Raw genomic sequence first — 11,579 nt, forward strand, 5'->3', positions numbered from 1 at the left:
TCCCGGACCGGTCACACCATACGAATCAGCGACCCGCGAAGTACGGGTCTAGAGGTCCGCTCCGGCGCCCAGAGGCGGGAGATGCCGTCCGAGTTCGGTCCCTGGCCGACGGTCTACGGTCGCTTCCGGGTCTGGAGGGACGCCGGCGTCTTCTAAGCCCTGCTGGAGGGGCTGATCGCGGAGGCCGCGAAGCGGAGCGAGATGGACTTGTCGCTGGTCAGCGTGGATTCCATCACCGCGCGGGCACGCCACGGCGCTGCCGGGATGCACCTGGAGTCGGACGCTCTGGCGGCCCTGGAGAAGGCCGCCGACGAGGCGGAGAAGCCCGGCAAAAGGGGTAACAGTCGCATGGTGCCCTGAGAAGGACGGCCAAGTCCCGTGCGATCACCGCAGGTTGCTAGGCAGAACCTCTCGCGCCAGCGCCGGACCACGCCCGGCCCTAATGACCTGGCTTGGTCAGCACAAGCCACTAGGGCCATCACCTGCGACTGGCCAGAATCCAAATACTCAGACCAGCTATTCATATTCCCGCAGCGGGAGCGTAAGGCGGGACGCCAGCGATACGCAAAGGCGCATGCCAGCAGCAAAAGATCGGAGTGGCGGTACCAACATCCATCGGTACGCCACACCGAGTGTGACCTGCGCCAACAGTCCACACTCAACATCCCCTGGAGCGTTCCGTCCCGGCAAAGAAACGAAGTTCGCGCCTGCAGGAGCACCTGCAAGAGGGCATAGCTATCGCCTATAGGGAACAGCGAAGCTAAGGACAGTCTGCTTGATGTGTTGTCAGCATGCAAGAAAACCAGCCCTGCGGCGTGACAGATTTGAAGATCTATGGCTCTGGCCTCGGGACTTGTGCCCCAGGTGCCAGGTTGGCAGAGCCCCAGAACATCCGTTGACTGCGGAACTCCTTGCACTTGAAGTCACCACAGGGACCGCGGGCGATCGACCACTGGGAAGACCGCGATGAATCACGCTGAGCACTCGAAGGTGGATGCGAGTTGCACTCGCGACAAAGGGCGGGGGCCCGGGCCATGTCGATGACGGGCGGGCGGATCGGCCGAGTCGCGTCCATGACATGGCCTTACCCGCTTCGTTCATGCCAAGTCCGCCGAGGGGCATCCTCGGCGCTCGTGACGAATCTGAGGAACTCCTGATCCGTCTTCAACTGCCGTTCCCAGTGCGGTAGATCAGCTTGACTCGCGGACGATCAGCAGACAAGGATCGTCGAGGGTGCAGCCGTCTTCGCCGTCCCACCGCGCCAACGGTGGGAGGCACAGGGAGATCGGTGGCCTCACGTCCCGGCAAACTACTAGCGAGTAGAGAAACGATTCCGATGATCCACAACACTCAGCCGAGCTCCCCCCAGCCGGTCGGCCCCTCCGCGCCGGCTGACCGCCTGGCCACCCTCGGCACGCAGGCGGTCCCCGCGTTCTCCAACGAGCCGGCCGGCGCCACGCCCGTCGGCATCGTCCTGGCCGACGGCGCGACCGTTCCGGCCTTCTGGCCGGCGGGCATCACCATGCCGATCGCGACCCCTCCCGTCGTCCAGCCGACCGGGCTTTGGCGGTTCCCGGGTGCCGCGGTCGCGGTGTTCGCCATCACCACGGCGGCCGTCGTCACGCTGATCCTCTGCGGCCGCACGCCGACCGAGGCCTTCGGAGTGGTGGCCGGGTGTGGGCTCGCAGCCGGGCTGATCTACCGCATCTCCAACTAGCCCGACTTCGGTGCCCCGGGGGCAGGCCGTCGGCCTGCCCCCGGGGCATGGGCCGGGAGGGGGTTGGAACCGTGGCCCGCATTTCGTACCCACTGCCAAAGCGCAGCAAAGACCCGCATGTGACCATCGCCCACCTTCTTCGTGAAGCACGGCTTCGCGCTGGGGGGCCGAGCCTGGAGGAGATGTCCCGGCGAAGCGGCGTCTCGGTTGGCTCGCTCTCTGCAGCGCAGAACGCCGACACCCGCATGACTTGGCGCACCATTCGCGGTTGGGCGGTTGCCTGCGGTGAGCCCATCGCGATTTGGCAGCAGACCTGGACGTGGCTGCAACAGACGGTCCACGCCGATGCGTTCGCCCACGATCGCGTCGCGGTCGGCACCGTGGAGGCCCGCGCACGCGCGCACTGGGCCACAGGCGGACGCCTGACGGCTATCACCGACATCGAGACCGTGTCCGAGCTTTTGGACGCCTTAGTGGCCCTTCGGCGCTACCAGGGGCTCAGCCTGCGGGACATGGCCCGCGAGGCCAACTACTCACACAACACCCTCGGCGAAGTGCTCGCAGGCCGCCGGGCCCTGACGGTGGCCCACTTCCTGGAGATCTTGAGGGGCTGCGGCATCTCGGCCGAAGATCAACAAAGTTGGCTTGCGCTCTTCCACCGTGTTGAGCCCGACCAACCCCACCGCCAGCTCAGGCGAGTGCAGCTCGGCGGTCGAGCCGCCCCGCCAGTTCAGCTCCAATCCAACCGGGCAGTGACCACCAGGTCCGCGATCGGTCGGACTACGGCCGGCCGTCGCTGAGGTACACGCGGTTCACCGGACATCCCCCACGTGGGTTCCCAGCGAAGCGTGCCGAACGCACCTCGAACCCATGCAGGCTGCTGGGCGGCCGGTGCGCAGGGCGCCGGCCAGTTCGCGGCGCAGTTCGCCGCGTCCTTGGACGTAGAGGGCCTGGTAGACGGTCTCGTGGACCACGTGCATCTCCGGCCGTTCGGGAAAGGTGTCCCGCAGAGCCTGGCAGATCTGCTCCGGGCTCCACTTCCTGTCCAGGCGGTGCTGGATGAAGTCCCGCAGTTCGGCGTTGGTGGCGATCCTGCCGGGCTTGGGGCGCGGCCTACGGGGCCTCGGCGCGGGGCCTGGGCCGCGTGCGGACGGTAGGCGCGGTTGCCCGGATGGCCGTTGCGGTGGATCTCGCGGCTGACCGTGGAGGGACTGCGGTTCAGCTCGGCCGCGATCGTCGAGACCGAGCCCCACCTTGTCGAAGAGCGTCCGGGCCTGCTGATCCTCGCCGACACGGGCTACGTCTTCGTCGAACTTGACCGATCCCTCGATCGGTACGGCATCCCGTTGCTCCGGCCGTCCTACCGCACCCTTGCCCCACGTCCCAGCGAGGGGCTGCTGAAGTCGGTCCGCCAGCTGATCGAGTCCGTCAACGACACCCTCGAGGGCCAGCTCGTCCTCGCACAACACGGCGCCCGCACCATCGAGGGTGTCGGCGCCCGGGCCGGTCAGCGGCTACTGGCGATGACCTGCGTCATCTGGCACAACCGCACCACCGGCCGACCCGTCACCCGCTCACTGATCGCCTACGACCACTGACCGACATCGGAACTACTCGTCTAGCGGAAGAGCACGCACCAGATCGCCACGAGGTCCACGTAGGGCTCCTCGCCGGACCGATTGTGGACGAACGGGCGGTTGTTGCGAAGGGGGGAACGGAGGAGCTCGTCGGTGTGCTCGAACACGGTTGGTCGTTCTCCTGTATCCAGCTTGGAGTGCTTGGCAACTGCTATGCTATTCCTAGCATTCGCTAGTCAGCTCGATCAAACCGGCTTGCAGGTGACCGTTCGTGCTGATAATAGGATTAAAGGGCTTCCTGTCGTGGGCATGCCCCGAGTAATCCGACGGGCCCTATTCGGTGTCGGCGGAGCCGATTTCCGAGAGTGCCGCCCGGGCCAGTGCCGCCTCTTCCGCCGCTTCGGCCTGCTCTGCCAGGACGACGGCCTCGGTCAGATGGGCGACCGCTCGGGCGCGCGCGCCGAGTAGGTGTTCACATCGGCCGAGGCCCCGGAGTGCTGCCACCTCCTCGCGTGCCGCGCCGACCGATCGTGCGAGTTCCAGTGCGAGCGCGTGCTGGTCGCGGGCCTCGTCCGGCCGCCCCGCCGCGAGCAGCGCGTCACCGAAGCCGGCCAAAGCGATGGACTCGTGCCGGATGCTGCCGGTCGACCGGAAGGTGGTCAGTGCCGACCGGTACAGCGACAGGACGCGCTCCAGCTGCTCCGGCACGGGGAGCGACGCGGCGAGGTTGGTTCTGACGACGGCCAGCTCGAAACGGGGCATCGAGCCGTTCTCCAGGCTCAGGACCTGTTCGAACGAGGCGCGCGCGGCGGCGTGGTCCCGAATTCCCAGGTAGAGGTCGCCGAGATTGTTGAGAATTCTCAGCTCCAACGTCCGATTGCCGAGCCTTCGGGCCAGCGGGAGCGCCGTTTCGTAGGCTCCGAGGGCCTTCTCCGAATTGCCCAGGGAATTCTCCAGGATTCCGACGTTCGCCAGGCATCGCGCGGTGTTCCAGAGGTCGCCCGTTTCTCTTCGAATCTGCAGGGATTCCCGCTGCAGAGCGAGGGCCTCGGTGAGTGAACTCCGGTACCAGTGCAGTGCCCCCAGCAGGCTCAGCGCCTCCGCCGTGGCGTCGTCGTCCTGCTCGGCGCGGGACAGGGCCAGGCCGTTCTGGAGTGCCTCCTGGGCGGCGGGGTAGCGGGAGGCGTTGGCGAGGGTGGCGCCGAGGTTGATCAGTGCGCGGGCCTCGCACCGGTCGTTCGGTACCGAACGCCAGTATGTCGCGGCGGCCTGATGCATCTCGTGGGCCTCACTCCAGTAGGCCTGGGCGTCCAGATGGCCGGCCAGCACGTGTGCGAGCCAGGCGGCGGCCTCCGGGTGGCCGGTGGCCCGGGCGTGGCCGGCGAGGACGATCAGACCGGACTGCTCGGTGTCCAGCCAGGATCTCGCCGAATCGTTCGAATCGAGGTCAAGGTCGTACAGTAACCCTTCCGCTCCTGATAATTGACTGAGCGTCGGGAGCGGGAGCCTCGACCGGTGCGGATAGAGCAGTCGGTCTGCCTGGTCGGCCGCGTGGAGGGTGAATCCGAGCAGCCGCCGGAGAGCCGCGCCGGCCTCCTCCTCACCCTCCTCGTCGCGCGTCAGGACGTGTGCGTACTCTCGGATGAGATCATGGAGCTGATATCGCTCCGGGACGTTCTCCTGCACCAGGTGGCAGTGCAGCAGCGCCTCCAGCAGGTGGTCCGTCTCGTCGACCGGGCGGCCGAGCAGGGCCGCCGCCGCGTGCAGGCCGATGTCCGGCCCGGGGTGGACGCCGAGCAGGCGGAACGCCTCCCGCTGCTCGGTCGGCAGTGACCGGTACGTCATCTCGAAGGCGCGGGCGACGCTCTCCGTGTCGTGCCGGATCTCGGCCAGTCGGCCGGTCTTGCGGGAGAGCCGCCGGGCGAGGTGGCCGAGGGTCCAGGAGGGCCGCGCCTTGAACCGGCTGGCGGCGAGCTCGATGGCCAGCGGGAGCAGCCCGCAGCGGTCGACGATCTCGACGATCCGGCTCCGGTCGTCGGCGCGCTCCCGCCCCACCACCGAGGTGAACAGGGCAACCGCGTCGTCCACCGGCAGGATGTCCAGGAACACCGCTCTGGAGCCGGGCAGTTCGGCCAGTCGGCGGCGGCTGGTGACGAAGACCAGTGCGGCGGGCGAGGTGGGCAGCAGCGGCCGCAGCTGGGACGCGGTCGCCGCGTCGTCCAGGACGACCACCGCGCGCCGGGTGGCGAGCACCTCGGTGCACAGGGCGAACAGTTCCTCGTCGTCGAGGGGGATGGTCGTCGCGGGCACGCCGAGTCGGCGCAGGAGCGCGGTGGCCACCTCCTGGGGAGCGAGCGGGCGCCGGTTGACGGCGTGGGCGCCGAGGTTGAGGTGGACGTACCCCTCGGGGAACCGGGACCGCATCAGGTGCGCGGCGTGCAGCGCGAGGGTGGTCTTGCCGACCCCGGGCATGCCGAGGATCGCCGACACGGTCACCACGCCGCCCTGCTCGGACGCCTCCTCGAACGCCTGCTCGCGCGCCTCCTCAGGCGCCTCCTCGGTGCCGCCGAGCAGACGGCGCAGGTCCTCCCGGCGGCCGATCATGTGCCGCCCCGGCGGTGCGGATGGAGTGGCGCCGCCGCGGGGGGCCGGCGCCGGGCGCGGGGCGGCGGGCGTTCGTGCGGCGGGCCCGGTCAGCGGGGCGCCGGCGAGCATCCGCTCGTGCAGGCGGGTGAGGGCCTCGCCGGGGCCGGTGCCGAGCTCGGCGCGCAGCCGGCGGACGACGGCGGGGTAGACGGCGAGTGCCTCGGCCTGCCGACCGGCGCCGTGCAGGGCGACCAGCAGGTGGGCGGCGATCCGCTCGTCGGTGGGGCGTTCCTCGCGGAGGGCGGTGAGTTCGGGGACGAGTTCGCCGAAGCGGCCGAGCCGGAGGTCGATCTCGATCCGCAGCAGGGTGGTGGCGAGGCGCTGGTCGGCCATGGTGGCGCGGGTGGACTGCGCCCAGCTGCCCGGCAGTCCGGCGAGCGGTTCGCCGCGCCAGATTTCCTCGGCCCGGCCCAGGACGGTCCTGGCCTGGATGTCGTCGCCGTTGTCGGCGAGTTGGCGGGCGTTCTTGGAAAGGTCCACGAAGCGGTGCCAGTCGATCAATTGGGCGTCGGCATGCAGTGTGTATGTGTGCGACCGCATCTCGATGGTCGGGATCTCACGGGGCGAACCGGGGCGTTCGACGGCGACGGCCATGCGCAACTGGCTTCGAATGCGGGAGACATGGCTGTAGATGCTGGCCACCGCGCTGGGCGGGGGATCCTCGTCCCACAGCCGGACGGCCAGCAGCTCGTGGCTGAGCGGCCGCCCGACGTCCAGGGCCAGGGCCGCCACCAGCCGGCGCCGCTTGTCCGAGCGGATAGCCGACAACTCGCCGTTCACCGAAAGTTCGACCGCACCCAGAAGGTGGAACTCCACTCGACGCCCCCCGCCGGTTGGCTACCAGCTTGCCGTGTCGCAGCGGAGCATCCCACGTCTGCCGGGGGAGGATCCATACCGCGTGCGGCTGTGGGGGTGGGGCGTTATTGACATTCTTCCGTCCTACGGTGCGTTATGTGGTATGCGGGGATTGCCGATTGTTCGTTCACATCGGTCACTCCCGTCACTTCAATCCATCGTTCTACCGGTAGGGGGAGCCAGTGGAGCCGGATCGGTTCGGAGCGCCGGGAGTTCGGCATCAGCGTTCCGTCGGGAGTCGCCGATGAGCGCGCCGGACGGAACGCGCGAACCGGACCCCGGCGCGTGGAACTCGCTGTCCGGCGGCCGGGTCGACGGCTCGGTCGTCCAGGCCGGGGCGATCCACCACCTCACCGTCTACGGCCGGACCCCCGAGCGGCCTGCCGCCCCGACCCTCCCCGTGCCGCGCCAACTCCCGCCCACCCCACGCCGCCTGGTCGGGCGGGAGGAGGATCTCGCGGCCCTGGACCGGGAGTTGGACGACGTCCCGGGAGCCGCCGACGTCACCGTGGTGGTCACCGGCCCCGCCGGGGTGGGGAAGACCGCGCTCGCGGCCCAGTGGCTGCGCCGGCTCGCCGGCCGCTTCCCGGACGGCCAGCTCTACGCCGACCTGCGCGGCCACGCCCCCGGCGGCCCCGCCGACCCGGCCGAGGCGCTCGGCGGCTTCCTGCGGGCCTTCGGCATCGCGCCCGTACCCCGCAGCCTCGCCGAGGGCGCGGCCCTCTGGCGCTCGCTTGCCGCCGAACGCCGGATCGCCGTCCTGCTCGACAACGCCTCCACCGCCGCCCAGGTCCGCCCGCTGCTGCCCGGCTCGGACCACGCCGTGGTCGTGGTGACCAGTCGCCGCCGGCTCACCGGGCTGGGCATAGACGGCGCCGTGTTCCGAACGGTCGGCCTGCTCTCGGACGACGCCTCGGTGCAACTGCTCGCCCAGCGGGTCGGCGCCGACCGGGTGGCCCGCGAACGGACCGCCGCCGCCCAGGTGGTGGAGCGCTGCGGACGGCTCCCGCTCGCCGTCTGCCTGGCGGCCGCCCGGATCGCCGCCCGCCCGGTGCAGCCGCTCGCCGCCACCGCCGAGGCCCTCGGCCAGGATTCCCAGGGCCTCGCCGCGCTCGATGTCGAGGGGGAGGCCGTGCGACACGCCCTGGACGCGTCCTTCGAGGTCCTGGGGCCGGACACCGTCCGGCTGTACCGGCTGCTCGGCCTGCTGCCGTTCCCCGTCTTCACGCTCGACATCGTCTGCGCGGTCGGCGACCTGCCCCCGGCCGAGGCCGACCGGCTGCTCGACGGCCTGATCGACGTCCACCTGCTGGAGGAGATGGAGGGCGGCTTCCGCTTCCACGACGTGGTGAAACTGCACGCCCGGGCCCGCGCCGAGGAGGTGCGCGACCGGCCCGAGGGCCGGGCCGCCGTCGACCGCGTCCTCGACTGGTACCTCGCCACCACCACCGCCGCCGAGGCCCTGCTCAGCCCCAGCCACCGCACCCTGCGCCGCGACTACCGCGCCGAACCGGTGCCCCGGGTCCGCGAGTTCGAGGACGAGCCGGCCGCCGTCGGCTGGCTCGACGCGGAGACCGGCCGGCTCGCCGACACCGTCCGCTGGGCCGCCGCCACCGGCCGGTCGGCCACCGCCTGGCAACTCGTCGACGCCATGTGGCCGTTGTTCCTGAGGCTGCGCCCGGCCCGGCTGTGGATCGAGGCGCACCGGCTCGGCCGGAGCGCCGCCCGCGCGGCCGGTGACCGCGACGGCGAACTGCGGATGCTCACCTCCGGCGGCACCGGCCTGCGCAACGCGGGCGCGGGCGAGGAGGCCGCCGAATGGTTCACCGAGGCACTCCACCTGGCCCGCGAGCTCGGCGAACCGCTCGTCGAGGCCGACGCCCTCTACGGCCTGAGCCAGACCCACCGCACGGCGGGCCGGCTGACCGAGGCGGCCGACTGCCTCCGCACGACGGCCGCCCTCCGGGAGGCCCGGGGCTACACCCGCGGCACCGCGCTCGCCCGCCTGGCGCTCGGCGACGTCCTGGTCACGGCGGGCCGGCCTGCCGAGGCCGTCCCCGTCATCACCGAGGCCCACCGGGTCCTGGCGGCCGTGCCCGCTCCCTACGAGGCGGCCCGGGCCCTCGCCTTCCTCGGCCAGGCCCACGCCGCGCTCGGCGCCCACGGCGAGGCGCGGCGCTGCTACGCGGAGGCGCTCGCCGAGTTCCGCGCCGGCCGCGCCCGCCACTGGGAGGCCCGCGTCCTCGAACTCACCGGGGACCTCGCCCGCGCCTGCGGCGACCTCACCGAGGCCGCCGCCCGCTACGGCGAGTCCCTCGACCGCTACCGAACCCTCTCCGCCCCCGACACCACCCGCCTCACCGCCGCGCTGGCCGCTCTGGCCGCCCCGCCCCCCGCCGGCTGACCGCCCGTACCCGCCGGACCTGGTGGGCCCGGCGGGTACGGGCGGCCGTTCGCGAGGTCAGGCGCCGCGCCGGTACCCCCGGGCGGGGGCCGGCACGGTCACGGAGACGGAGGCGAGGTCGGTCAGCGCGCCGCCTGCGGTCAGCCAGGCGTGGATGAGTGAGCCGACGGCCGACCGTGGTCCCGGCGACGGGGCGCGGAGCGTGAGACGGCCGCCGGTCCGGGCGAGGACGAGCAGGGCGCCGTCCGCGTCCTCGGCGGTGGCGACCGCGCAGCCGGGGTGCGCCCGGAGGACGGCGTCGAGCCGCTCCCGGGCCCGGACGGCACCGGATGGGCCGAGGTGGAGCACATCGGCGTGGTGACGCCAGCGGGTGGCGCCGGGGATGGTGAGGTCGAGCGCCAGGTGCTCGTCGACCCAGCCGCGCAGTGCCGCCGGACGGCCGGGCCGAAGGGTGGTGAGCAGCCCGTGGCAGACGCCGGCGGGGGAGTGGATCCGGGCCTCGAAGCGCGTGCCGGGCGCCCCGGCCGACGGCGGCGGGCCGTCGGCCGGGGCGAGCCGCACCGTGCGGAGCGCGCGGTGCGGCACGGTGCTGGACGAGGTCACCGTCCGGTCCCGTCGGCCGAGGGCCAGAGCGGTGCGGGCAGCGGCAGGGCGGGCGGCTCCGGCACGTGGGCGGGCTCACCGAGGCCGAGGACGCGGTAGAGGAGCCGCCGCATCCGACGGTCGAACCGGCCGGGTTCGGAGCTGATCCGGGCCGCGATCGCGGCGTACTCCGCTCGCCGGTACCGCCGGGCCGCGTAGGTGAGTTGAGAGGTCAGCGGGTGGGCCGGGCTGAGCGCGGGCGCGGTCCGGGCGAGCAGGGCGCCGGGCGAGCGCGGGTTGACGTCGCGGTGCGGGTACTCGGCGAGCAGGATCGGCGCGCCGGTCATCGTGCCGTAGAGGGTGACGGACCCGTGGTCGCCGATGACGAAGTCGGCGGCGACCAGCAGCGGGCGCCAGTCCTCCTCGGGTCCGAGCACGGTGACCGCCCCGCGCGCGGTGGCCGTCGCCCACGACCGGACGGCCCACGGGCCGTGTGCGGCGGCGACGTTGGGGTGGACGAGCAGCGCGGTGCGGTAGCCGCGCCGGGGCAGTTCGGCGGCCAGCCGCGGCAGGACGGCGTCGAGCCGGGTGAACAGCGAGCCGCTGCCCCAGGTGGAGCAGACCAGCACCAGCCGTTCGCCGGGCCGCAGGCCGAGGGCGGCCCGGTAGCGGTCGCGGGCCGGGAGCGCGGCGGCGATCCGGTCGTAGCAGCCGTCGCCGACCACCTCGGCGATCGGCAGCGCCTCGGGGCAGCCGCGGCCCAGTTCGGTGCGCTCGTCCTTGTGCGCGAGCGCGTACGCGGTGGGCACCAGCTGCCCGTTCCAGACGATGTACTCGGGCCCCAGCCCGGCGACGGTCCGCCCGTCCCCGGCCCCGGTCGTGCTCGGCCCGTCCCCGGCCGTCGCCGGCGAGAGCTTGATGTGCCCGGCCCCGTGCGGCAGCCGGACCAGCGGCCCGCGCAGCTGCTCCAGCCCCTGCGAGCCGGCCGCCAGGACGAGGTCGAACTCCCGCCGGACGGCCTCCTCCCAGGGCAGCACCGTGCCGCCGAGCCGCCGGACGTGGGCGGCCGCACCCGCGTTGAACGCGTGCGGCGCCACCGTGAACTGGACGTGCACCCGCAGGTCGGCGCCGAGCAGCGGGTAGATGTCGTGCAGCCGCTGGCCGTAGACCGTCGAGTGCACGACCACCAGCACCTCCTTGCAGTCGGTCAGCGTGGCCCACGGTCGACCACCCCGGCCCGCGTGCCCGTTCGGCGGGAGCTCGCGTTCCCGGCCGGCGCGTTCCCCGTGGTCGACTTCCCCGTGCACCAAGGTCATGTCGTTCCCCCTCCTTGATCCCGGACCGGGGCCCCGGGTCTCGGCGGCCCCGGCGGGGGTGTGCCCGGGTGTTCTGGCGGATTCCATGACGGCCCCTGGCGGGTGCTTGCGCAAACCTTGCGGCCGCCTTGCCGAGGCCTCGCCGCCCCGTCTCCGCCCCGTCTCAGCCCCGTCCCCCGGCCGACTCCCGGCCTCCCGCGAAGCCCCGAAGGGTACTGAGTTCCTTTACGAGGGGTACTGAGTGCCGTATCCTCTCCGGAGAGCCTCTGACGCTGTCGATGAGAGCCGACAGGGCAGGCCGGTCCGGGTGGTGCGATGCCGCCCGTGGGGCGCGGTCGGCCGTGCTTGGCACTCAGTACCCTCGGCGTGCTCCGAGGCCGTGGACCAGTGCATCCGACCAGTGCACCCGTACCAGGAGAACCGCTCATGAGCTTGAGGATCGTTGTCTGTGTGAAGTACGTGCCGGATGCGACGGGTGACCG

The 11,579-nt window shown here is 72.0% G+C and carries 7 protein-coding genes and 3 pseudogenes; 5 read left to right on the plus strand and 5 right to left on the minus strand.

Annotated features, from left to right (window positions below):
- The 3 genes and pseudogenes from ACFP3U_RS36260 to ACFP3U_RS36270 all read left to right on the plus strand — a co-directional run.
- A pseudogene (locus ACFP3U_RS36260) lies at positions 1–336 on the plus strand (transposase); the annotation flags it as partial.
- A 1,000-nt stretch (positions 337–1,336) separates the two neighbouring features.
- Entirely contained in the window at positions 1,337–1,717 is a 381-nt protein-coding gene (locus ACFP3U_RS36265) for a hypothetical protein (protein WP_380230038.1), read from the plus strand.
- Between the two features lie 119 nt (positions 1,718–1,836).
- On the plus strand, positions 1,837–2,517 hold the full coding sequence (locus ACFP3U_RS36270; protein WP_380230039.1) for a helix-turn-helix domain-containing protein: 681 nt from the start codon (positions 1,837–1,839) through the stop codon (positions 2,515–2,517).
- Between the two features lie 84 nt (positions 2,518–2,601).
- Here ACFP3U_RS36270 and ACFP3U_RS36275 read toward each other — a convergent pair.
- Positions 2,602–2,963: pseudogene (locus tag ACFP3U_RS36275) on the minus strand (transposase); the annotation flags it as partial.
- Between ACFP3U_RS36275 and ACFP3U_RS36280 the strand changes: the two are divergent.
- Positions 2,938–3,315: pseudogene (locus tag ACFP3U_RS36280) on the plus strand (IS982 family transposase); the annotation flags it as partial. The pseudogenes ACFP3U_RS36275 and ACFP3U_RS36280 sit on opposite strands and share 26 nt — an antisense overlap.
- Positions 3,316–3,335: 20 nt before the next feature.
- On the opposite strand, the gene ACFP3U_RS36285 reads toward ACFP3U_RS36280, so the two are convergent.
- Together ACFP3U_RS36285 and ACFP3U_RS36290 are read right to left on the minus strand one after the other, a co-directional pair.
- Positions 3,336–3,461, minus strand: coding sequence for a hypothetical protein (locus tag ACFP3U_RS36285; protein WP_380230040.1), 126 nt, complete (start codon positions 3,459–3,461; stop codon positions 3,336–3,338).
- Positions 3,462–3,627: 166 nt separating this feature from the next.
- Positions 3,628–6,756: an AfsR/SARP family transcriptional regulator gene (locus ACFP3U_RS36290; protein WP_380230041.1), complete on the minus strand. Its 3,129-nt coding sequence runs from the start codon at positions 6,754–6,756 to the stop codon at positions 3,628–3,630.
- A 283-nt stretch (positions 6,757–7,039) separates the two neighbouring features.
- On the opposite strand from ACFP3U_RS36290, the gene ACFP3U_RS36295 reads away from it, so the two are divergent.
- Entirely contained in the window at positions 7,040–9,199 is a 2,160-nt protein-coding gene (locus tag ACFP3U_RS36295; RefSeq protein WP_380230042.1) for an ATP-binding protein, read from the plus strand.
- Positions 9,200–9,256: 57 nt separating this feature from the next.
- Here the strand turns inward: ACFP3U_RS36295 and ACFP3U_RS36300 are convergent, their stop codons facing one another.
- Complete coding sequence (locus ACFP3U_RS36300; protein ID WP_380230043.1) at positions 9,257–9,802, minus strand: hypothetical protein; 546 nt, start codon at positions 9,800–9,802, stop codon at positions 9,257–9,259.
- Positions 9,799–11,097 carry a hypothetical protein gene (locus tag ACFP3U_RS36305; RefSeq protein ID WP_380230044.1) on the minus strand — a complete coding sequence of 433 codons (1,299 nt, stop codon included), beginning with the start codon at positions 11,095–11,097 and terminating at the stop codon, positions 9,799–9,801. The genes ACFP3U_RS36300 and ACFP3U_RS36305 overlap by 4 nt, the downstream gene beginning before the upstream one ends.
- Positions 11,098–11,579 lie beyond the last annotated feature (482 nt).

Source organism: Kitasatospora misakiensis (genome assembly GCF_042656005.1).
In the GTDB taxonomy this organism is placed as follows: Bacteria; Actinomycetota; Actinomycetes; order Streptomycetales; family Streptomycetaceae; genus Kitasatospora; species Kitasatospora misakiensis.

What these genes read in the sequence shown, in the direction of transcription:
- ACFP3U_RS36305 (WP_380230044.1), bottom strand. Translation starts at nt 11,097, where the DNA reads ATGACCTTGGTGCACGGGGAAGTCGACCACGGGGAACGCGCCGGCCGG.
- ACFP3U_RS36265 (WP_380230038.1), top strand. Translation starts at nt 1,337, where the DNA reads ATGATCCACAACACTCAGCCGAGCTCCCCCCAGCCGGTCGGCCCCTCC.
- ACFP3U_RS36295 (WP_380230042.1), top strand. Translation starts at nt 7,040, where the DNA reads ATGAGCGCGCCGGACGGAACGCGCGAACCGGACCCCGGCGCGTGGAAC.